Annotated in this window: 18 protein-coding genes; 6 read left to right on the top strand and 12 right to left on the bottom strand. The window is 52.9% G+C overall.

Translation table 11 applies throughout. The annotated features are described in order from the left end of the window. Nucleotides 1-457: 457 nt before the first annotated feature. The 3 genes from acnB (at nt 458) to ACT3TF_RS15360 (ending at nt 5688) form a co-directional block, all read left to right on the top strand. Nucleotides 458-3061: a bifunctional aconitate hydratase 2/2-methylisocitrate dehydratase gene (gene acnB / locus ACT3TF_RS15370; RefSeq protein WP_444672467.1), complete on the top strand. Its 2604-nt coding sequence runs from the start codon at nt 458-460 to the stop codon at nt 3059-3061. Nucleotides 3062-3187: 126 nt separating this feature from the next. Continuing rightward, nucleotides 3188-3685 carry a ribonuclease E activity regulator RraA gene (gene rraA, locus ACT3TF_RS15365; RefSeq protein ID WP_441684289.1) on the top strand — a complete coding sequence of 166 codons (498 nt, stop codon included), beginning with the start codon at nt 3188-3190 and terminating at the stop codon, nt 3683-3685. 116 nt (nt 3686-3801) lie between these two features. Next, on the top strand, nt 3802-5688 hold the full coding sequence (locus tag ACT3TF_RS15360; protein ID WP_444672466.1) for a glycerophosphodiester phosphodiesterase family protein: 1887 nt from the start codon (nt 3802-3804) through the stop codon (nt 5686-5688). Nucleotides 5689-5692: 4 nt separating this feature from the next. Here ACT3TF_RS15360 and ggt read toward each other — a convergent pair whose 3' ends face one another. Together ggt and ppsA are read right to left on the bottom strand one after the other, a co-directional pair. Next, nucleotides 5693-7483 carry a gamma-glutamyltransferase gene (gene ggt, locus ACT3TF_RS15355; RefSeq protein ID WP_444672465.1) on the bottom strand — a complete coding sequence of 597 codons (1791 nt, stop codon included), beginning with the start codon at nt 7481-7483 and terminating at the stop codon, nt 5693-5695. A gap of 205 nt (nt 7484-7688) precedes the next feature. Next, nucleotides 7689-10064, bottom strand: coding sequence for a phosphoenolpyruvate synthase (gene ppsA, locus ACT3TF_RS15350; RefSeq protein WP_096279764.1), 2376 nt, complete (start codon nt 10062-10064; stop codon nt 7689-7691). Nucleotides 10065-10374: 310 nt separating this feature from the next. Here ppsA and ppsR point away from each other — a divergent pair, with 310 nt between their 5' ends. Then, nucleotides 10375-11208, top strand: a complete 834-nt coding sequence (ppsR, locus tag ACT3TF_RS15345; protein ID WP_096279762.1) for a posphoenolpyruvate synthetase regulatory kinase/phosphorylase PpsR — start codon at nt 10375-10377, stop codon at nt 11206-11208. Between the two features lie 17 nt (nt 11209-11225). Here the strand turns inward: ppsR and ACT3TF_RS15340 are convergent, their stop codons facing one another. From ACT3TF_RS15340 to ACT3TF_RS15325, 4 genes are all read right to left on the bottom strand, one after another. Continuing rightward, nucleotides 11226-11804 carry a hypoxanthine-guanine phosphoribosyltransferase gene (locus ACT3TF_RS15340; RefSeq protein ID WP_096279759.1) on the bottom strand — a complete coding sequence of 193 codons (579 nt, stop codon included), beginning with the start codon at nt 11802-11804 and terminating at the stop codon, nt 11226-11228. Nucleotides 11805-11855: 51 nt separating this feature from the next. Beyond that, nucleotides 11856-12887, bottom strand: a complete 1032-nt coding sequence (nagZ, locus tag ACT3TF_RS15335; protein ID WP_096279757.1) for a beta-N-acetylhexosaminidase — start codon at nt 12885-12887, stop codon at nt 11856-11858. Nucleotides 12888-12988: 101 nt separating this feature from the next. Next, entirely contained in the window at nt 12989-13525 is a 537-nt protein-coding gene (locus ACT3TF_RS15330) for a L,D-transpeptidase (RefSeq protein WP_096279755.1), read from the bottom strand. After that, nucleotides 13503-14180, bottom strand: a complete 678-nt coding sequence (locus ACT3TF_RS15325) for a TetR/AcrR family transcriptional regulator (RefSeq protein ID WP_096279753.1) — start codon at nt 14178-14180, stop codon at nt 13503-13505. Before ACT3TF_RS15325 ends, ACT3TF_RS15330 begins: the two co-directional genes overlap by 23 nt. Before the next feature lie 278 nt (nt 14181-14458). Between ACT3TF_RS15325 and lexA the strand changes: the two genes are divergently transcribed. Next, a complete protein-coding gene (lexA, locus tag ACT3TF_RS15320) occupies nt 14459-15136 on the top strand; it encodes a transcriptional repressor LexA (protein WP_096279751.1) in 678 nt (225 codons plus the stop codon). A 102-nt stretch (nt 15137-15238) separates the two neighbouring features. Here lexA and purU read toward each other — a convergent pair whose 3' ends face one another. Next, nucleotides 15239-16093: a formyltetrahydrofolate deformylase gene (gene purU, locus ACT3TF_RS15315; protein ID WP_444672464.1), complete on the bottom strand. Its 855-nt coding sequence runs from the start codon at nt 16091-16093 to the stop codon at nt 15239-15241. Nucleotides 16094-16362: 269 nt separating this feature from the next. Between purU and ACT3TF_RS15310 the strand changes: the two genes are divergently transcribed. Next, entirely contained in the window at nt 16363-17946 is a 1584-nt protein-coding gene (locus ACT3TF_RS15310) for a ribonuclease J (RefSeq protein ID WP_096279747.1), read from the top strand. A 40-nt stretch (nt 17947-17986) separates the two neighbouring features. Here the strand turns inward: ACT3TF_RS15310 and moaE are convergent, their stop codons facing one another. The 5 genes from moaE to upp all read right to left on the bottom strand — a co-directional run bounded on the left by moaE (nt 17987) and on the right by upp (nt 21898). Then, nucleotides 17987-18448: a molybdopterin synthase catalytic subunit MoaE gene (moaE, locus tag ACT3TF_RS15305; RefSeq protein WP_096279745.1), complete on the bottom strand. Its 462-nt coding sequence runs from the start codon at nt 18446-18448 to the stop codon at nt 17987-17989. Between the two features lie 2 nt (nt 18449-18450). Then, nucleotides 18451-19248: a cyclic pyranopterin monophosphate synthase MoaC gene (gene moaC / locus ACT3TF_RS15300; protein ID WP_444672463.1), complete on the bottom strand. Its 798-nt coding sequence runs from the start codon at nt 19246-19248 to the stop codon at nt 18451-18453. Nucleotides 19249-19253: 5 nt separating this feature from the next. Then, nucleotides 19254-19877 (bottom strand): molybdopterin-guanine dinucleotide biosynthesis protein B, encoded by a 624-nt coding sequence (gene mobB / locus ACT3TF_RS15295; protein ID WP_444672462.1) that lies wholly within the window; start codon nt 19875-19877, stop codon nt 19254-19256. A gap of 72 nt (nt 19878-19949) precedes the next feature. Further along, nucleotides 19950-21182 carry a uracil-xanthine permease family protein gene (locus tag ACT3TF_RS15290; protein WP_444672461.1) on the bottom strand — a complete coding sequence of 411 codons (1233 nt, stop codon included), beginning with the start codon at nt 21180-21182 and terminating at the stop codon, nt 19950-19952. A gap of 86 nt (nt 21183-21268) precedes the next feature. Next, nucleotides 21269-21898 carry a uracil phosphoribosyltransferase gene (gene upp / locus ACT3TF_RS15285; RefSeq protein WP_235039476.1) on the bottom strand — a complete coding sequence of 210 codons (630 nt, stop codon included), beginning with the start codon at nt 21896-21898 and terminating at the stop codon, nt 21269-21271. Nucleotides 21899-21955: the final 57 nt, after the last annotated feature.

Here is a 21955-nt window from a genome sequence, read left to right as displayed (position 1 = left end):
GCTTAGTTCCCAGAGATTTACTTAGCACGCTTACTTGCATGACTCATGACTAATATAGTAAAGAGATTAAAAATCCTCCATGCCTTTTATTAGCGCATCAACAGCCTATAGCAGCTCAACCCATGGTAACGCGCTGTAACCACAATCACACCCGCCAAACGCCTAGCCTGTCACCAAAAATGCAAAAATTGCCCTATTTAGTGGCTGAGAAGGTTAATTAAACATGCTTTTAGTGGGTTGCCGTCGCAACATCAGCACAAAGCACAAGTGTCTGTTCTGCTTGCCAGCTTAACATTGTCGACAGTTTGTCGTAGAATCTCAGCCATCCAACCAGGCGCTGTTTGTCAAGCGTGTACCACATGCTATCGGCCACACTTTTGAACGCTGTGCAGCTCACACCCTGCAACGTGCAGACCGTTAGCATGAAAATGAAAAAAGCAAATGAGAGGGCCCCAACGTGATTGAAGCTTACCGCCAGCATGTCGAGGAACGTGCCGCTGAGGGCGTCCCGCCCAAGCCCCTAAACGCTGAACAAGTCGCTTCATTAGTTGAGCTACTGAAAACACCGCCGGCTGGCGAAGAGGAATTCATCCTCGAGCTGATCACCAACCGGATCCCGCCAGGCGTTGATGAAGCCGCTTATGTCAAAGCGGGCTTTTTAACCGCTATCGCTAAAGGTGAAGCAACGTCTCCGCTGATCGATAAAGTGCATGCTGTCAAATTACTCGGCACCATGCAGGGCGGCTACAACATCGTTTCTATGGTTGAGCTGCTCGATAATGAAGAGCTAGCCCGTGAAGCTGGCGAGCAGCTTAAGCACACGCTACTTATGTTCGACGCCTTTCACGATGTTGAAGCGCGGGCCAAAAATGGCAATAGCGTTGCAAAAGACGTTATTGAATCCTGGGCAGAGGCTGAATGGTTCCTGTCTAAACCTGCATTAGCAGAGAAAATCACCCTCAGCGTGTTTAAAGTACCGGGTGAGACGAACACAGATGATCTGTCACCGGCTCCAGATGCCTGGTCACGCCCCGACATTCCGCTACACGCCAATGCGATGCTCAAAAACGAGCGTGATGGCATTGAGCCAGCAGTGCCTGGCACAACGGGCCCGCTAAAGCAGGTTGAAGACGTTAAAGCACAGGGCTTTCCTGTCGTATACGTGGGCGATGTTGTAGGCACCGGCTCTTCACGTAAATCAGCAACCAACTCCGTTTTATGGTTCTTCGGTGACGATATTCCTTACGCACCGAATAAGCGCGCTGGCGGCTTCTGCTTTGGCAATAAAATCGCGCCTATCTTCTTCAATACGATGGAAGATTCCGGTGCTCTGCCGGTTGAGATGGACGTAGCCAACCTGCACATGAACGATGTTATCGACATTTATCCCTACCAGGGAAAAGTGTGCAAGCACGATACCGACGACGTCGTCACCACGTTTGAGCTTAAAACGCAGCTGATTCTTGATGAAGTACGCGCAGGCGGTCGTATTCCGCTGATCATTGGCCGTGGCTTGACAGGCAAAGCTCGTGAGTCACTGGGGCTGCCAACGTCAGAGGTTTTCCGCCTACCCGACCAGCCTAAAGATACTGGCAAAGGCTTTACCTTAGCGCAGAAAATGGTGGGTAAAGCGTGTGGTCTGGAAGGTGTTCGTCCGGGCATGTATTGCGAGCCGAAGATGACCACCGTTGGCTCACAGGATACGACTGGCCCGATGACCCGCGATGAGCTGAAAGATCTTGCTTGTCTTGGCTTCCAAGCTGATTTGGTCATGCAGTCTTTCTGCCACACCGCCGCGTATCCTAAGCCGGTCGATGTAGACACTCACCACACTCTTCCCGACTTCATTATGAACCGTGGCGGCGTATCGCTGCGTCCTGGCGATGGCATTATCCACAGCTGGCTGAACCGCATGCTGCTGCCTGACACTGTCGGCACCGGTGGCGATTCACATACGCGCTTCCCGCTCGGCATTTCCTTCCCTGCAGGCTCAGGCTTGGTAGCCTTTGCCGCGGCGACGGGCGTTATGCCGCTGGATATGCCGGAATCGGTACTGGTTCGCTTTAAAGGCCAGCGCCAGCGAGGCGTTACGCTGCGCGATTTGGTTCACGCCATTCCGCTTTACGCCATCAAACAAGGCTTGTTGACCGTCGACAAGTCGAATAAGATCAACGCTTTCTCTGGCCGTGTGCTAGAAATCGAAGGCCTTGAAGACTTGACCGTTGAGCAAGCGTTTGAGCTTTCCGATGCATCTGCCGAGCGCTCAGCGGCCGGCTGTTCGATTACGCTTTCGGATGAGAGCGTCACACAATATCTGAAATCCAACATTACGCTGCTGAAGTGGATGATGGGCAACGGCTATGGCGATGAGCGCACGATTAGTCGCCGTATTGAAGGCATGGAAGCATGGCTTGCCAATCCAAGCCTGATGCGGGCTGACAAAGACGCCGAGTACGCTGAAATTATCGAAATTGATCTGGCTGAAATTAAAGAGCCGGTTCTATGTGCGCCGAATGATCCAGACGATGCGCGCCTGCTATCTGACGTAGCGGGCCAGAAAATCGATGAGGTCTTTATCGGCTCATGCATGACTAACATCGGCCACTTCCGTGCGGCCGGAAAATTGCTTGAAAAGCAGCCGGCAGGTAGTTTAAAAACTCGCCTTTGGCTGGCACCACCGACTAAAATGGATCAGCATCAGCTGACCGAAGAAGGCTACTACGGTATCTACGGCCGCGCCGGTGCGCGGATGGAAATGCCGGGCTGTTCACTGTGTATGGGTAACCAGGCCCGCGTTGCTGCCAAGAGCACCGTGGTGTCCACGTCTACACGTAACTTCCCGAACCGACTTGGCGATGGTGCTAACGTGTACCTCGCCTCTGCGGAGCTGGCTGCCGTTGCCGCAGTAGAAGGACGCCTACCCAGCGTTGAAGAGTACCAACGTTATATGGGTGAATTTGACGCCATGGCTGGCGAGATTTATCGTTACATGAATTTTCACGAAATTGAGGAGTATCAGAAGATCGCCTCAAACGTGATTCCGGTCTCGCAAGAAGCCTGACCGCCCCATCGCCGATGCTCGCACCATCACAGCCAGCGTGACTTATCACACTGGCTGAGTCGATGACCGAACGCCCCGCCACTGTGTAACAGAGCGGGGCGTTTTTTTCTTTTGCATAAGGAGCGCATGATGCCCCATTCCATTCAAATCGTGACACCGGACCTATGCGACGCACATCCTGACGTTGCGGTGCTTGACCCCATGTTTGCCAATTTTGGTGGTCTCGACGCTTTTTATGGCCCTATCCGCACCATCAAATGTTTTGAAGACAACTCACTGGTTAAGCAAGCTGTTACCGAACCCGGCAACGGTGCCGTATTAGTAGTAGACGCAGGTGGATCATATCGCTGCGCCATGCTGGGCGATATGCTAGCAGAACAAGCGGTAGCAAACGGCTGGGCGGGCGTGGTGATGTACGGCTGCGTACGCGATGTTGATATTCTTGCCAACCTTCCACTCGGCGTTCAAGCACTAGGCAGCCATCCGCGTAGAAGCAATAAACACGGTGAAGGCCAGCGCGATGAGCCAGTGGCGTTTGCTGGGGTCACGCTTAAACCCGGCCAGTGGCTGTATGCAGATAACAATGGCATCATCCTTGCTGAGCGCGAGCTGCCGCTATCTTAAGCGAATTTTGCCATAACGGACCAATGCTTGCTTAACCACGTTGCTCTTCTACGATCCTCTTGCCAGGCGTGGCAGTTGCTGCCACTCTGGTAATTCATTCTAAACATTTAATGACAATGCAGCCGTTGACCCACCTTGGCTCTGCCTTACTACGCACATTGCGCGATCATCTGCGTCCATTGATCGCCTATCATTTATTTTTCACTCTGCTCGCTTCGGCCCTGCTGCTGCCCGCTATTACCTGGGTGATACGTGGCTTGGTTGCCCAGCTAAATCGCACCGTAGTGACCAACGATGAACTGATCGCTCTGCTGTTTAGCCCGCTGGGGCTTATCGGCATGCTGGTTGGGCTTGGGTTCACGTTTCTAATTATTTACTGGCAGCAAGCCGGCATGCTACAAGTAGCGGTCAGGCCGCGAGACAACCATTATCGTCTCGCGCTTGAGGCACTCTGGCTAAGCACCCGCCGGCTGCCTGCCCTAGCGGGCCTGGTCTTTCTCCAGGTCGGTACGCATCTACTTCTGCTAGCGCCCTTTATGGCAGCCCTTGCTTGGCTCTATAGCGTGTGGCTAAGCGGCATAGATCCCTACTATTTACAGCGTGTGCGTCCACCCGCACTATGGTATTTCATTGCATGCGCCCTGCCGCTAATCGCCGTTTGGATATGGGCAGCATCGTGGCTCTATCTACGCTGGCTGCTGGCCCTTCCATTAGTGGCGCTGGAAAATTGTCCCCCTTGGCTGGCATTAAAGCGTAGTGTTAGCCTAACTCAAGGCTGGCGGCGCTCTATTGGTGCGGCTGTACTTCTACTGTTAGTGATTATTATTAGCCTACCTTTCCTGGCTACTTTGCTGTTCGACCGCCTTTTCACACCAATGTTGTGGTGGCTTCCCGAGCACAGCGCAGTACTTATTCCCGCCATGTTGGCGTATTTAATTGGCTATGTACTACTCACGCTCACCATTACCTTTGTCGGCATTGCGACTAATGCGCTGCTTTCTGCATGCCTCTATATGCAGCTGGCTCATCATGAGCCTCGTCCCGCGCCCCCAGCAACAGATGCCAATGCAGGCAAGCTTGCCTGGGCAGTTGAGCTTAGCGTGTTTATTTTTGCGGGTCTGCAGGCCTGGTGGATACTCAATAGCTTTGAGATACGAGACAATGTTGCCGTCATTGCTCATCGCGGCAGCTCTATAGTGGCGCCTGAAAATACCCTGGCAGCCGTCGATCAGGCGCTAATCGATGGCGCTGACTATGTCGAAATTGACGTCCGCTTGAGCACAGATCAACAGGTTATGCTTTACCATGACCGAAGCTTGGCAAGATTAACCGGTGATAACCGTGAGTTTGATGATTTAACCCGAGAACAGCTTAGCCAATATGATATTGGCAGCTGGTTTGGCGATGCTTTTCAAAACGAGACCATACCGGGCTTAGATGAAGCACTCAGCCTTGTGCGCGGTAAGGCAGGCTTAATGATCGATATGAAGCCGTCACCTGGGCAGGAACAGGCATTAGCCGATGCCGTGATAGATACTTTAAATGCCGAGAGTGATCTGCGCTACCGCTGCTGGGCAACCCAACAAAGCGCCTTCGATGGATACACTGCGTGCGGTTTTCCCAATGCGCTTTTAGCTACGCGCGTTGCCACCATGTCGCCGTCCTTACTCACGCATATTCATGAACGAGCGCCAGCCCTGCGCGTCACGCTGCTGGCACAGCTAATTCTTCCTGGAACGCTAGATAGGCGCGAATTTGATGCGCTCGGGTTAAGACACAACCGTATCACTGAAGGGGAAATTCGTTTAGCGAGGCTATATGGTTACGAGATACACGCCTGGACGGTTAACAGCAGTGCCCGAATGTCGACCTTAATCGACCTGGGTGTCGATGCCATTATCACCGACTACCCAGATCGTTTAACGGCGCTTATTCACGACCGCCGCGAGTTAAGCGACGGTGCACTAATGCTGGTGAAATTGCGTAACTGGCTACGCCAATAAACCGCTAATCACCCATAACGACGCCTTCACGGCGCGGGTCAGCACCACCAAACAGCGTGCCGTCCTTACGACGCATAATGGCCTGCAGCCCGCTAGTCAGCTCACGTTCGCTGACGGTGTGTCCGCGCTCGCGCAGCGCATCTATCGTGGCTTCAGAAAAACGTCCCTCCTCAACAAACACATCACCGCCCAAGGTAATCGCATGAGGTAGATTCAGTGCTTCTTGCGCATTGAGCCCCCAGTCGCGCAGCGCAACCAATGTACGGGCCGTGTAGTGAATAATCGCTGCGCCACCTGGCGAGCCTAAGCTTGCCACTAGCTCGCCGCTTTCTTGGTCAAACACTAGCGTTGGGCTCATGCTAGAGCGCGGCCGCTTGCCCGGCTCTACGCGATTGGCCACCGGCTCACCATCCACCTCAGGTTCAAATGAGAAATCGGTCAGCTCATTATTGAGGAAGAAACCACCGGCTAAGCCTGTACCACCGTCGGACAAAATTCGTGAGCCAAACGCTTGTTCAATGGTGGTGGTCATGGCTACGGCATTGCCGTCTTCGTCGATAATACTAATATGGCTAGTGCCATATTCAGGCTGGTCTGGCTGAGAAGCCCAGGTTATCGCCAGTTCACCAGGATTACCTGGCTCGGCGCTGTCGCCCATGCTCATCTCGCCAATCAGCGCGCTGCGCTGCTGAAGATAGCTTGGTGCCAGCATCAACGACCAATCGCCACCGGGTGCGTCTACAAAGTCGGGGTCCGCAATATAACGACCGCGGTCCGCAAATGCTAAACGCGAGGCTTCTAAGAACTGATGCAACCACCCACTGCTAGAAGCACCATTATTTAACGGCGCTTCAAGCAACGGCTGCTGGTCGAGCATGCCTAGAATCTGCATGACGGTTAGATGGCCAGACGACGGCGGTGGAAAACCACACACTTCCCACTGCTGCCACGGTGTGCACAGCGGCTCGCGGTCAAAGGCTTCATAGCCGCTCATGTCCTCCAGAGTCAGGGTGCCGGGACGCTCAGGATGGCTCTGAACCAGCGCTACGATATCCTCTGCCACCGCGCCTTCATTTAAAGCATCGCTGCCTTGGGCAGCTACGCGTCGGAAAATTTCTGCTAAGGCTGGGTTTTTAAGCGTTTCACCCACGGCGATGGGCTCGCCTTCCTCATCATAATAAAATTGGCTGGCTAGAGCGTCTTGACGCAGGTATTCATCGCTAGCAAGGGTAGTATGCAGACGATTGCTAACAGCAAACCCTTCCTCTGCTAGCGTAATGGCGGGCTTAAATAGTTCTTCCCAAGCCAGCTCACCATGTTCAGCATGTGCTTTTTCAAGCATTCGAAGCGTACCCGGCACACCCACTGAAAGCCCGCTGGCCACCGCGTCCATAAATGCTATGGGCTCGCCGTCTTCCATGAATAGCTCACCGGTTACGCCTTGTGGCGCCGTCTCGCGGCCATCGTAGGCGCGAATGTCTGCGCCATCGTAATACATCAAAAAAGCACCGCCGCCAATCCCGCTGGATTGAGGCTCAACCAAATTTAATACCATCTGCACTGCGATGGCGGCATCTATCGCGTTACCACCAGCTTTTAAAATCTGGTAGCCCGCGTCGGTCGCCAACGGGTTAGCTGCAGCGACTGCAAATGAGTCGGCGGACCAACCCGGCTTTTCTTCATAGCCCGACTCGACTTCAGGCGAGATTGAAGGTGCTTCATAGCTAAAACCCCAGCCATATATCGGCACTACCAGCAAACTTGGCAGTGCAAATTTCATCTGTTTTGGGGACATCACAACGCCCTCCCGCGTTTTTTTGAAATGACCAAACTGGCGATAACAGTATCTATAAAAGCTACTTATAAAAATCACTGATGATAGCGATCTTTTGAAAGAGACTACCAGTCAACGGCAAAAACTACCCCTAGCAGGATAGCTTATGGAAACATTAACGCCCGACACACTGGCCGGACGCAACATAAAGACAAGCATTTGTAGATTAATCGATTTTTTGACCTGCCAGCATAAACCATGTTTCCAATACCGCATCTGGATTGAGCGATACAGAGTCAATACCTTGCTCCATCAGCCATTTCGCTAAATCAGGATGATCAGAAGGTCCTTGGCCGCAAATGCCCACGTACTTGCCCTTGGCTTTACACGCCTGAATCGCCATGGCGAGTAGTTTTTTAACCGCTTCATTTCGCTCATCAAAGAGATGAGCCACAATGCCCGAATCACGATCTAGCCCCAGTGTTAGCTGAGTGAGGTCATTGGAGCCAATCGAGAAGCCGTCAAAATACTCAAGAAACTCATCCGCGAGTAGCGCATTTGCCGGCAGCTCACACATCATGATGACTTTCAGATCGGAAGGCCCGCCACGCTTCAAGCCATTAGCCGCCAGCAGTTCAACGACGTTACGCGCCTCATCTGTGGTACGTACAAAGGGCACCATAATTTCGACATTTTCAAAGCCCATCTCGTCACGCACCCGCTTCAGCGCACGGCACTCAAGCTCAAAGCAGGGGCGGAAGGCCTCTGAAATGTAACGTGAGGCGCCACGAAAGCCCAACATCGGATTTTCTTCGCCAGGCTCATACAGCTTTCCGCCGATCAGATTCTCATATTCATTGGATTTAAAGTCGGACAGCCTCACGATCACGCGCTGAGGGTAAAACGCAGCGGCGAGCGTTGAAATCCCTTCGACCAGCTTGTCGACGTAAAAACTGACAGGGTCCGCATAGCCTGCCGTACGCAGATCGATAACCTGCTGCAAATCCACAGGTAGCGTGTCGTACTCAAGTAGCGCCTTAGGATGGACACCGATCATACGGTTAATAATGAACTCCAAACGCGCTAAGCCAACACCCGCGTGAGGCAAACTTGCAAACCCAAAGGCACGATCCGGATTACCGACGTTCATCATAATTTTAAAGGGAATTTCCGGCATGGCATCGACGCTGGAAATTTTGCAGTCAAAATCCAGCAGCCCAGCATAGACATTACCTGTGTCACCTTCCGAGCACGACACGGTGACATCAATACCCTCTCGCAACTGAGTCGTGGCATCGCCACAGCCAACCACCGCAGGAATACCTAGCTCACGGGCAATAATGGCGGCGTGGCAGGTACGCCCGCCACGATTAGTGACGATAGCCGACGCACGCTTCATGATCGGCTCCCAGTCTGGATCCGTCATGTCCGTGACTAACACGTCACCATCGTTAATCTTGTCCATGTCATCTGGGCTTAAAATGACTTTAACGGCACCGCGTCCAATGCGCTGCCCAATCGCCCGTCCGGTGATCAGCGTGCGGCCTTTCTCTCGCAGTTGAAAGCGCTCAAGCTTGCCGCCCTCCTGCTGGGAAACCACCGTTTCAGGGCGGGCCTGAACGATATACAGCTCACCATCATCGCCATCCAGTGCCCATTCAATATCCATTGGGCGCTGGTAGTGCTGCTCTATCGTCATTGCCTGACGCGCTAAATCCATTACCTGCTGATCATTTAGACAAAAACGCCCACGATCTTTGTGCGGAACATCGATAGTTTCTACCGACTTGCCGGCACTGGTTTCTTTGCCGTAAACCATCTTAATCAGCTTTGAGCCCAAATTGCGGCGCAGGACTGCGGGGCGACCTGCTGCTAACGTCGCTTTATGCACATAGAACTCATCCGGGTTAACCGCACCCTGCACGACCGTTTCGCCCAAGCCCCATGAGGCCGTTACAAACACGGCATCGCGAAAGCCAGATTCAGTGTCAAGAGTAAACATGACGCCAGCTGCGCCGGTTTCAGAACGCACCATTTTCTGCACACCGGCAGACAGCGCAACGTTCTCATGAGCGTAGCCGCGATGCACTCGATAGGAAATCGCGCGATCATTGAATAAAGAGGCAAAGACTTCATGCACCGCGCGCTTAACATTGTCGAAGCCTTCAATATTCAGGAAAGTTTCCTGCTGACCGGCGAAGGAGGCATCCGGTAAATCTTCGGCTGTCGCCGAGCTGCGCACGGCTACTTTTAGCTGAGAATGTTGCGCCTGCAGCTGAACGTAAGCATCACGCAGCGCTGCTTCAAACGCTGGGGGCAGCGGCGTATCAATGATCCACTGACGGATATTGCTACCCGCTTCGGACAGGGCCTTAATATCGTCTACGTCTAAGCGAGCAAGCGTTGCATTAATGCGTTCATTCAGCCCTTCGTGAGAGAGAAATTCACGATATGCGTGGGCAGTAGTGGCAAAGCCGCCGGGCACGGTGACGCCAGCACCTGACAAATTAGAAATCATTTCACCTAGCGAGGCATTTTTACCACCCACGCGCTCGACGTCCGTCATACCCAGCTGATCGAACCACAGAATGTACTCTTCCACGTAACCCCCTCGCTCTTAGACGTCGACATGACCACTGATACAGTCACGAAAACCACGGACCATGAATTATTGACTGAGACACCGTAGCACCGCGCTCACGCATTCGCCATTGGTCTAATAGCGAAGGCAGTGGAGGATTTTTACAACAGCAAGCCGTTTTAGGCCAATTCTGTAGTCAGCGCTATTTTTGGCAGACTTTTTTTTGCAGGGCGATTTTAGACAGGGCCATTTTAGACAGGAGCATTGCGCACGTTGTGCTGTTAAACCGGTCAGCCCACAATAGGTGAATCACTCACAGGCGGATTTTATTATGAAGCGCACGGCTTTTTTTATTTCTGATGGCACCGGCATTACGGCGGAAAGTTTAGGGCGCAGCCTGCTAGCCCAGTTCAGCGATGTTGACATCAACATGCTGACAAAGCCCTATATCGATACGCTAGAAAAAGCACAGGCGCTGGCAGAGATTATTGAAGCAACGGCCAGTCGTGACGGTCAGCGACCTATCATCATTGACACCATTGTTGATCAACAAATTCGCAACGTTATTCGTCAGGCGTCGGGCTTTAAAGTGGATATTTTTTCAACGTTTTTAGAGCCTTTAGAACAAGAGCTGGACACCCACTCATCGTATAGCGTTGGCCGAACGCACTCGATTGGTAGTGACGATGTGTATATGGATCGCATTCACTCGGTGCACTTCGCACTGGACAACGACGATGGCGCACGAACCCATCAATACGACAAGGCAGACATCATTCTGGTGGGGGTTTCACGCTGTGGTAAGACGCCGACCTCGCTCTACTTAGCGCTGCAGTTTGGCATTCGGGCCGCGAACTACCCGCTGACCGAGGATGATCTGGATGAAGACGGCATGCTAAAACTTCCCAAGGCGCTCGCGCCCCATCGACAAAAACTGTTTGGGCTGACCATTGATCCACGTCGTTTGGCCGCCATTCGCAATGAAAGACGCCCTAACAGTCGCTATAGTTCAATCGATCAATGTTTGCAGGAGGTAGATCAAGCGGAGTCGCTATATCGCACGATGCATATCCCTTTTATTGATGCGACACGCTTCTCAGTTGAAGAGATTTCGACACGCATGATTGCCGAAACTGGGTTAGCGAGGCGCTTTTCACCCCGCTAATATTGAATGGCGAATCGTCACATGCCTTTGGGTGCAAAAATACCCGGAGCGTTGCGCCAGTAGCCTTTATAGTCCATTCCAAAACCAAACACATAGCGGTCGGCCACTTCCAAGCTGCAGTAGTCGGCCTTTAAGCCGGGCACCGCTTTGCGATTGTGCTGTTTATCGACCAGTACAGCCGTCGTAACGCTGGCGGCCTTCGCTTCTTGGCAGTAGGCCAAAATACCGGCTAACGTTGCGCCTTCATCTAAAATGTCATCGACAATAACGACATGGCGTCCGGCCATAGGGACTTCCGGCGAGACGCGCCAAAAAAGCTCGCCGCCGCGCAGCTCATTGCGATAACGGGTGGCATGCAGGTAATCCACTTCTAGGGGGAACCCCAACCGGGTTAGCAGGTGGCCGGTGGTAATCAAACCACCATTCATTACGCAGTAAAAAACAGGTAGCTTATCGCCTAAATCTCGGGTGATCGCTTCCGCCATACGATCAAGCGCCCGCTCTACCTCTTGCTGAGAGATTAAGCAGTCGGCGTTATCCATTAACTCACGCATTGAGTCCAGTGACTCCAACGCTTCTTTATCCAACTTCGACATCTAACAACTCCGCGGCGGTTTAAAAATCGTCATATAGGTTAGCAAGTGCGCTTAAAGAGTACTGGCATTCGACTGGTTGGCCAGCGCTTCTAATTTAGCGTGGGTGCGACGCCAGCGCCCTAACGCGCTGAGTGCATCTAAATCTGGTCGTGCGCGGCTGTAACGAAGCTTGGCGGCACGCTTAGCGTCGATATCTTGGCAGGCGTTCATTACCTCAAGTGCCGCGACGCGGTCATTGCATACCAGCAGCATGTCGCAGCCTGCGGCTAAGGCTGCCCGGGCGCGATCCTTGGGTTCACCGGCTTCGTGGGCACCCGCCATGCTTAAATCATCAGAAAAGACGCAGCCCTTAAAGCCCATCGACTCACGCAGCATGCCTAACCAGCTAGGCGAAAAACCAGCGGGTCGGGAATCAAACGCGCTGTAAATAACGTGGGCGGGCATAATCCCTTCTAGCTGACCTGCCAGGTGATAAAAGGGCACTAAGTCATGCTGTTTAATCACATCAAGCGGCCGATCATCCACCGGCAGCGCGACGTGAGAGTCGGCAGCGACACTGCCATGACCTGGGAAGTGCTTACCGACAGCGGCCATCCCCGCCTCATGAAGACCTTGCACAAAAGCACCGCCAAGCACGGCCACTTGCTGCGGATCATGGCTGAAACTGCGATCGCCAATCACGCTTGATATACCGCTTTCAACATCAAGCACCGGGGCAAAGCTTAAGTCCAAGCCACAGGCGGCCATTTCCATACCCAGCAGCCAACCAGCATCTTTTGCCAACGCGAGGCCGTCTTCTGCGTTAGCGCTATAGCACTCGCCAATGCGCGCCATGGCAGGAAGGCGTGTCAAACCCTCTTTAATGCGCTGAACGCGCCCGCCCTCCTGATCAACCGCGATCAATAAATCCCCCCGCACGCGGCGAATATCACTACAGAGCTTGCGCACCTGGTAGGCGCTTTCGACGTTACGGGCAAATAAAATGACGCCCCCTACCGTGGGTTCAAGCAGCAAGTGCTTTTCATCGCGAGTTAATGCTGGGCCTTCAAGGTCAAGCATGACCGGGCCTAGAGGTTGAGTCATCGTGAGAAGTCCAATAAGAGGGGCAATGATTTTAGACGATCGTTTATCAGTGTCAAAGATGGGGGCATTTGAAGCCCGCCCCCAATACAGCTCAGCATCGTTTAGTCAAAGCACTGCCTTTCTCCGTGCAACCAAACGGGGGTGCCGGGCAACGACAATGCAAAGATATGTAGCAAATCGCTGTTGCGTAGCCGAATGCATCCGTGCGAAGCGGCGACGCCCATCGGCTGATCGGTAGGCGTACCGTGCAGATAGATATAGCGCCGCTGCGAGTCAACCTGACCGCCACGATTCACGCCTCTTTCTAACCCACACAGCCACAGAATACGCGTCAAAATCCAATCACGCTGCGGGTAGGCTTCGCCTAACGCTGGCGAGAATACTTCCTCAGTCCAGCGGCGGCCACGAAATACCGCATTCTCGGGCAAGCCACTGCCAATCGCGGCGCGCACATAGTGCCAGCCATGCGGCGTCTTACCGCTGCCATTATGCTCACCAACACCGGCAACGCCAGAAGAAATAGCGCACTCATGCAGCACTTTAGGCCCCCGCCAACAGCGCAGCAGCTGCTCGGTAGTATCTATCTCAAGCCAGATGTTCTCGGTTGGGGGTAGCTCAGCTAACCTTGGCGTTCGCATGGTGTCCTTCTTCTAAAGTTGGGGGTAGTGGCGCATTCATCGCAGCCACGACTACCGGGCGCAAGCGCCGGATTAAGTCCCGCACCGATACCTGCTCGTGGTAATCCTTTTCCGCAATATCACGCAGGGCATCAAGGCCTGACAGGGTGAAGATAACAGTGCCTAGCATGAAGTGTAGCCGCCAAAAGCGCTCTGCATCGGGCAGTTCAGGGGTTGCTTGGCGCACTAGCTCAGTGAAGCGCGTAAACACATCCCCATATTCTTGCTGTATATGTCGCCTTAAATGCCCTTGAGCCTGACTGTAGGCTAAGCCTAGCAGGCGCATAAAGACCTTCAAGCTATTACGCTCAGCGGGCACCGCAAGAACCGTCGTTGCCATAGTTTCAAGCAGCGTTTCCAGCGGTATCACCTGCCCATCATGCTGAGCCTCAAGCTCATCAAGCGCAGTGTGAAAACGCAGCGTAAAAGGATCCAGATAGCGGGAAAAAACAGCCTGAATTAAGGCTTTTTTGGAGCCAAAATGATAATTCACAGCAGCAAGATTGACGCGCGCCTTGCTAGTGATGTTGCGCAGCGAGGTTTCAGCAAAACCACGCTCTGCAAACAGCACTTCAGCGGTATCAAGTATACGGGTCACCGTATCAGATTGAGCCATGATGCTCTCCAGAGAAACAGGTGTTTAAAACATCGCAAAATACTATGCCATAACCTGGGTAGTCTCAACGCTTGATTTGTCACCACAATGCCTCGGCACTTATAAGGAAAAGCTGCATAAGAAAAAGCTTAGTTTCAAATCATTGAAGCTCCCAGAGCGGTAAATATTGGTATTGACAAGGCCATATACTGGACAGAGACACATACTGTATACTTAAACACTTACTGTTTAAGTTACCTTCATTTTATGACTGTCTATTCACAATTCTGGAGCTTGGTATGTCGCGTCCACTAACCGCTCGCCAACAGCACGTATTTGATTTTATTGTTAAAACCATGGGCGAATTTGGCTACCCTCCGACGCGCGCTGAGATCGCTAAAGCACTCGGCTTTCGCTCACCTAACGCCGCTGAGGAGCATCTACGCGCACTTGAACGCAAGGGTGTGATCCGCATCATTCGCAACACGTCACGCGGTATACGCTTGCCTAACCAAGAGCCTCAAGACGTATTGGACACATCTGTCAGTACGCTGTCTGCCACGATCGAGCCTGCTCAGGCGGGCCTGCCGGTCATTGGTGAAGTTGCCGCCGGCAGTCCTATTTTGGCTGCCGAGCATATCGACCGCTACTGCCCGCTGCCTGCTGAGTACTTCACCCCCAAAGCGGATTACTTGCTGCGCGTACGTGGCTTATCCATGAAAGATATCGGTATTTTAGAGGGTGACCTGCTGGCCGTGCACCGTACTGAGCGTGTCCGCGACGGTCAGATAGTCGTTGCCCGCTTAGATGATGAAGTCACGGTTAAACGCTTTAAGCGCCAAGGCCATCAGGTCACGCTGTTCGCAGAGAACGCCGACTTTGCGCCGATTGAAATCGATCTACGTTCCCAGTCGCTCGATATAGAAGGCGTTGGCGTTGGCGTGATTCGCGGCGGCAATGGCCAGGCGTTAGGTTAAGCCAGGCATAACGTCATTTATCAATGCCTTCATCAGACCTAATAGAGGTGGTCGCAAAAGCGGCCACCTCATAGCGATAAAGTAGCCTTATTGATAAGCCGCTTAGCTAAATACCACCGTTTTATTGCCATGGATCAGCACGCGGTCTTCTAAGTGCCAGCGTAAACCGCGTGCCAGTACCGCTTTCTCAACATCACGCCCAAAGCGCACTAAATCAGTAGGCGTATGGCAGTGGCTGACACGGTGGATATCCTGCTCAATAATGGGGCCTGCATCAAGCTCCTCGGTGACATAATGGCAGGTAGCGCCAATCAGCTTAACGCCCCGCTGGTAGGCCTGGTGATAAGGTTTTGCTCCCGCAAATGAGGGCAAAAAGCTGTGGTGAATATTGATCACTTTGCCTGAATAACGCGCGCACAGTTCGGGTGGTAGGATTTGCATATAGCGTGCGAGTACGATGCAGTCCGCCTGCGCGCTATCGATTTCAGCCTGTACCTTCGCAAATGATGCCTGTTTATCGTCAGGGTCTACCGGCACGTGGTGGTAAGGAATTCCGTACCACTGCGTCAGCGAACGCAAGTCGTCATGATTGGAAATAACGCCGACAATATCGCAATCCAGCTCCCCCGACTGCCAGCGATAAAGAAGGTCTACTAAGCAGTGCGATTCTCGCGACACCATCAGCACTACGCGCCGACGCTTTTGAGTATCAACCAATGCCCATTGCATGCTGAATTCGCGGGCTACCGGTTCAAAGGCGGCACGCAGCGCTTCTACCGAGATGCCTACTGAGTCTGCCAAGATTTCATAACGCATAAAAAAGCGGCCGGTCTCTAGGTCCGAATGCTGGCTGGCTTCAGTAATCGACCCGCCTTGCTGAGCAATAAAGCTCGACACGCGTGCAACAATACCCACCCGATCAGGGCAAGAAATAACTAAACGATAATAATGCGACATGTGGGCTACTCTTGACCTATTTCAAACATCACTAATGAAAAACTAACCGGATAAACCGGCTTAACAAACCATCACCTTGGCATGTTAACGACGCTGCATAGTGTATCGGAAGGACAACGATGATTGTTAGCCGCCCCTGCCTTCCCGTATAGTTAAGTCACTACTTTTTAGGCTTTTCATAACTGATGCATTCTTCACGCGTTCAAATTCGTCCCCGTCGTCGTCCACCGCTGCGCATATTGCCGCAGGGGGGATGTGGTGAGATCGGAATGAATCTAACGCTATACGGCTATGACAATCACTGGATTGCCGTTGATTGCGGCATGATGATTCGCCAGGATCTTCCTAACTCACCGCTTCAAGTACCCAACGTAGATACGCCGAAGGCGCTGGGGATCGTACCCAAAGCACTGTTTATCACCCATGGTCATGAAGACCACATTGGCGCAGTCGCTTGGCTCTGGCCCATGTGGAACTGCCCTATTTATGCCACGCCGCTGGCAGCAGGGCTACTCAGATTAAAATTCGCCGAACATCAGCTTAGCAGTGCGGCGATACACGTCATTGAGCCTGGCGAAGCTCTAGAAAGCGGCCCATTCACTCTACGTTATTTGCTTTTAACGCATTCCATTCCCGAAAGCTGTGCCCTGATGATGCTGGCCGGTGGCTACCGCGTTTTACATACCGGCGACTGGAAACTTGATCCCGAGCCGCTGATTGGCACGCCCATCAGTGCCGCTCAATTTAAAGCACTTGCCCCCATCGATTTAGTCGTCGGCGACTCAACCAACGCCCCTATGCCCGGTCACTCAGGCAGCGAGGGGGACGTCGCTCGGGCGTTAGCAAAAACACTCAGCCGCTGCGAAGGCCGCGTCGTGGTCTCGTGCTTTGCAAGCAACTTGGCCCGCGTGCTTGCTATAGGCCGCGCCGCACACCAGTGTGGCCGGCGTATCAGCTTAATGGGCCGCTCGATGGAGCGCATGGTCAGCGTAGCGCGCGGGCTGGGATACATGGATGACTTACCGCCCCTGGTGCCCAATCACGACTTGGGCTACCTGCCGCCCGATGAAGTCGTCATTATTGCGACAGGCAGCCAAGGTGAGTCCCGGGCAGCGCTGCAGAGGCTGGCTCAGGGCCGCCACCCTTCTGTCGACTTACAGCCCGGCGATAACGTTATTTTTTCGGCCAAGGTCATACCCGGCAACGAGCGCCCTATTGATCAGCTTAAAAAGCGCTTAACCCAGCTGGGTGTACGTATTTACGACGAGGTGAATCACCCTGAGCTGCATGCGACCGGCCACCCTGCTCAAGAAGAGTTAATTAAGCTCTACCAGTGGCTGAAGCCTAAACACTTGATGCCTGTTCACGGCGAAGCAAGACACCAGCAGGCGCATCAGACAATCGCTGAGCAGTTGGGTATTAGCGCACCGCTAACGCCGGTCAACGGTGATTTATTACGCTTTGACAACTACGGCCTTCACTGTGAAGCACACCATGTGCAGCCACCCTGCATTGTTAATCAGAACAGCGTTGTTCCACACCCCGGATTAGATGCGGCCATTTCCACGGCTCGACGCGGTAGCCTATATTTAGCACTGCCCGTGACCATTAGCGATCACGGCTGGGCGCGTATTGGCCGCTTAATGCTAGATGCAACAAATGCCAGCCCGCTGGATGAAGACAGCTTTATTGACTGGCTTGATGAGCAGCTTGATCAGATTGCCGCCGACACACTCGCAGACCTGCGACAGGCGCTGCAGCCACGCTTGATTCATTGGCTGGCAGATCATATGCAGCACATGCCTGACGTGCACCTGCAAATTACCGCGGCTGAAATGCAAGAGACGTCCTAGCAGACCAGCGTTCTTAATCGTTAGATTTTTTTCTGGGTAGCTAGATGTTTTTCCAACGCGCCACATCCTGTTGATCAGAGTGACGCTCTGCGACCCAATACTCGCCCTGTGCGGAATGCTCTTTCTTCCAGAAAGGAGCCTGAGTTTTTAGATAGTCCATAATAAAATCACAGGCTTCGAATGCTTCACGGCGATGAGCGCTGGCTACAAGCACCCGCACAATTGCATCGCCTGGCTGCATATGTCCTACGCGATGAATAATGCGCACAGCGTTTAGCGCCCAGCGCTGCCCGGCCTGCTCACCGATCGCCTCGAGCGTTCGCTCAGTCATGCCAGGATAGTGCTCAAGTGTTAAACCGGTGACATCGGGCGTTTCATTGAAATCACGCACCAGGCCCGTGAAGCTCACCACCGCACCAATATCGGTGCGCTCTGATAATACCTCATCATATGCGTAGGCCATCGAGAAAGGCGCTGCTTGAATGGCAACCTTAATATCCACGCTTAGCCCCCCGTGACCGGCGGAAAAAATGCTACTTCATCGTTATCGGTCACCAACGCATCATCATTCGCCATCACTTGATTGATCGCGCATAGCGTACGCTGATCGGCCAATAGGTTGTATCGCGAATCGCGTGCAGCCAGTGTCGCTTTTAATCCGCGAATATCACGGCTGGAAAGTGTATCCAGCCCCACGAAGGTCTCGCTCTCGCCGACGCGCTCGCGTAGCTCGGCTAAAAACTTAACGCACACGCACGGCGAAGGACAGCGCTCACTCACGCTGACTTCACCTGCAGAGCCCTCGCCGGTGACAATGGGTGCCTGCTCGCTTAAACGCTGGTAATTACCACGCTGTCCGCCCTGCTTGCTATCGAGCTGAATGGCATCGATACGCATATTTTTATCGACCGCTTTGCACATATCGTAAAGGGTCAAACAGGCGACGGAGACAGCCGTCAGCGCCTCCATTTCAACTCCTGTACGGCCATTTAAGCGACACAACGATGTGACGTGAACACAAGATTGTGCCACATCAATTTCAAACTCAATCGATACCTTAGAGAGCGCTAAAGCATGGCAGAGAGGTATTAGCTCATGGGTTCTCTTCGCTGCCTGAATACCAGCGATACGCGCAGTTGCCAGAACATCACCCTTGGGCAATTGTCCGTCACTGAGTAGCGTTAATGTTTCGGGCTGCATCACAATACGCCCTGAGGCAACGGCTTCGCGGCGGGTTTCTTGCTTATCGCCAACGTCTACCATATTGGCTTCACCACGAGTGTTGAGGTGGGTTAGATGCATAGTAATCACCTTTGCTTTTGTGAAGGCCGCGTCGTTGAGGATTGGGGCATTGAAGGTTGGGTCATTGAAGAATCGGATGCTGAAGGCAGCGCCTTATTTTTTGCATCTACCCAGCTCACGATCCAGCGCGCGATAGCATCAATATCATCAAGATCTAGCCGGGGCACACCGTCAGTCACATCAATTGAAGGCGGCTGGTTCGCTGCTATCGCCGCCACCCATGTCCCCGTCAAAATTGACGCATCGCCAATGCCATCCCGGTACAGTACCAGCTTAGGTATTGGCCAGGTTTTAAAACCTTCGACAATCACAAGGTCGGGGTGATGCGGCACCAGCATGGCGATCAACTTAGCCAAGTCAGGCTCAGCCTGCCCGGGCGTTTCCTGCATCAGTGCAAACCGCTGATGTGAAGCCACCAGCACCGGAGCCGCACCGGCGCAGCGTAGCTTATGACTGTCCTTGCCGGGCTGATCTACATCAAACGAGTGATGGGCATGCTTAATCACGGCCACTTGTAGGCCATGCTCATTCAACTGCGGCAATAGCTTTTCTAATAGCGTCGTTTTACCGGTGCCACTCCAAGCAGCTATGCCCAAAATGGGAAAGGGTGCCGCTAGTTCATTTTTCATGCTGCCGACGCTCCTGGTTACCACTGGCGCGCTGTCATCCAAGCGATGCACGCGGTGTTCAAAACGCTAATGTTATTCGCCCTCTTGCTCTTGGGGTAATAGCCAGTTCAGCACAATACCCACTAGCGCAGCTAAGCTGACGCCCTGCAGCGTAAACTGGCCATCCCCAAACTGCATACCACCAATTCCAAACACCAGTATCAATGAGACCACTACTAGATTGCGGGGTGCCGTTAGCGATTGCCCAGCACGTACAAGTGTATTCATTCCTACCACTGCGATAGAACCAAACAACAGCGTCATAATGCCGCCCATCACAGGGCCCGGAATGGTTTGCAAAAATGCGCCTAGCTTAGCAACAAAGGCTAATATAATGGCGACGATCGCGGCGACTATCATGTACTTTGGGTTAAATGCTCGCGTGAGAGTCACTGCCCCCGTTACTTCTGAATAGGTTGTATTGGGCGGCCCACCAAATAAAGCAGCTACCGTCGTTGCTAATCCATCGCCGAGTAAAGTGCGATGCAGACCCGGCTTTTCAAGATAGTTTTTGCGCGTCACCGATCCAATAGCCACCATATCACCAATGTGTTCAACCGCCGGGGCAATAGCAACGGGGATCATGAACAGGATAGCGGCCCAATGAAAACTTGGTGCTGTAAAGCTGGGCATCGATAGCCATGCGGCCTCATGAATCGGCGTAAAGTCGACCACACCCATTAGTAGCGCTAGCACATAGCCCGTAAAAATCCCGCCAATAATCGGCAATAGTCTTAGCAGCCCACGCCCAAAAACGGCGAGCAGCAGCGTCACCAGCAAGCTGGTCATTGATAAGAAAATGGCGGCACCATAGCCAATGTTATCGCTAGTTTCACCTGTGGCCATACTCACAGCGACGGGCGCCAGCGCAAGACCAATTACCATAATGACTGGCCCGACCACGACCGCAGGCAGTAGCCGGTGCAGCCAAGCGGTACCTTTTAAGCGCACGGCTTGTGAAATAACCACATACACCAAGCCAGACGCCATTAGCCCACCCATCGTAGCTGGAATGCCAAAGCTGGCTACCGAGCCTTGAATAGGTGCAATAAAGGCAAACGATGAGGCTAAAAACACCGGTACGCTTTGGCTAGTGACTGAATGGAACACCAGCGTGCCCACACCAGCTGTAAACAGAGCGACACTTGGATCAAGCCCGGTTAAAAGAGGCACTAATACCAAGGCACCAAACGCGACAAAGAGCATTTGCGTACCGGTTAATAGCACTTTTGCCCACGACTCAGTTTGGCCGGCAACGTCACACATCGGTGATATCCTAGAGATGATTAAATTGTAATGTGCAAAAAAATGCCCCTAACGCAGAACGTAAGGGGCAGTCTGAAAAAGGACGCTTAGCGCGTTCCGAAAATCTTATCGCCAGCGTCGCCTAGCCCTGGAACGATATAGCCATTTTCATCCAATCGGTCATCAACGGAAGCGGTATAAATTTCGACATCAGGGTAGGCTTCCTGCACCCGCTTAATGCCTTCCGGTGCGGCGACTAGCACAATCACTTTCATGTGTTCACAGCCGCGCTCGCGCAACATATCTAACGTGGCGACCATAGAACCGCCTGTTGCCAGCATAGGATCAATGACAATCGCCATGCGCTCTTCAATATCGTTGGCAAACTTGGCGAAATAAGGAACCGGTTGCAGCGATTCTTCATCGCGGTAAAGCCCTACGACGCTGACCCGCGCACTGGGGATAAGGTCCGTTACGCCTTCCAACATGCCAAGTCCGGCACGTAAAATGGGCACAACGGTGACTTTTTTACCCTTTAACCGACGCGTGGCGATCGGCTCGCCGTTCCAGCCCTGAATCTCATGGTCTTCAAGTTCCAGACCTTTGGTTGCTTCATAGGTCAACAGTTTGGCGACTTCACCTGCTAGTTCACGAAAGCTCTTAGTGCTCAGATCAACTTCACGCATCAGCCCCAATTTATGTTGAACAAGCGGATGGTTAATAGCGTAAACACTCATGGGACTTCCTCACTGCAGGGGATTCAGAATGGCAACCTGAGATCTTTCATTAGGCGC

This window comes from Halomonas sp. AOP25-F1-15, assembly GCF_052378675.1.
In the GTDB taxonomy this organism is placed as follows: domain Bacteria; phylum Pseudomonadota; class Gammaproteobacteria; order Pseudomonadales; family Halomonadaceae; genus Vreelandella; species Vreelandella casei.
Note: the sequence above shows the minus strand (reverse complement) of the source record. Positions and strands in the feature narration are given on the sequence as shown.

Bases quoted from the DNA above. Each gene is read 5' to 3' on its own strand.
- rraA (WP_441684289.1), top strand. From the start codon at position 3,188: ATGATGCCCCATTCCATTCAAATCGTGACACCGGACCTATGCGACGCA.
- ACT3TF_RS15360 (WP_444672466.1), top strand. From the start codon at position 3,802: ATGCAGCCGTTGACCCACCTTGGCTCTGCCTTACTACGCACATTGCGC.
- ggt (WP_444672465.1), bottom strand. From the start codon at position 7,483: ATGTCCCCAAAACAGATGAAATTTGCACTGCCAAGTTTGCTGGTAGTG.
- ppsR (WP_096279762.1), top strand. From the start codon at position 10,375: ATGAAGCGCACGGCTTTTTTTATTTCTGATGGCACCGGCATTACGGCG.
- ACT3TF_RS15340 (WP_096279759.1), bottom strand. From the start codon at position 11,804: ATGTCGAAGTTGGATAAAGAAGCGTTGGAGTCACTGGACTCAATGCGT.
- nagZ (WP_096279757.1), bottom strand. From the start codon at position 12,887: ATGACTCAACCTCTAGGCCCGGTCATGCTTGACCTTGAAGGCCCAGCA.
- ACT3TF_RS15330 (WP_096279755.1), bottom strand. From the start codon at position 13,525: ATGCGAACGCCAAGGTTAGCTGAGCTACCCCCAACCGAGAACATCTGG.
- ACT3TF_RS15325 (WP_096279753.1), bottom strand. From the start codon at position 14,180: ATGGCTCAATCTGATACGGTGACCCGTATACTTGATACCGCTGAAGTG.
- lexA (WP_096279751.1), top strand. From the start codon at position 14,459: ATGTCGCGTCCACTAACCGCTCGCCAACAGCACGTATTTGATTTTATT.
- purU (WP_444672464.1), bottom strand. From the start codon at position 16,093: ATGTCGCATTATTATCGTTTAGTTATTTCTTGCCCTGATCGGGTGGGT.
- ACT3TF_RS15310 (WP_096279747.1), top strand. From the start codon at position 16,363: ATGAATCTAACGCTATACGGCTATGACAATCACTGGATTGCCGTTGAT.
- moaC (WP_444672463.1), bottom strand. From the start codon at position 19,248: ATGCATCTAACCCACCTCAACACTCGTGGTGAAGCCAATATGGTAGAC.
- mobB (WP_444672462.1), bottom strand. From the start codon at position 19,877: ATGAAAAATGAACTAGCGGCACCCTTTCCCATTTTGGGCATAGCTGCT.
- ACT3TF_RS15290 (WP_444672461.1), bottom strand. From the start codon at position 21,182: ATGTGTGACGTTGCCGGCCAAACTGAGTCGTGGGCAAAAGTGCTATTA.
- upp (WP_235039476.1), bottom strand. From the start codon at position 21,898: ATGAGTGTTTACGCTATTAACCATCCGCTTGTTCAACATAAATTGGGG.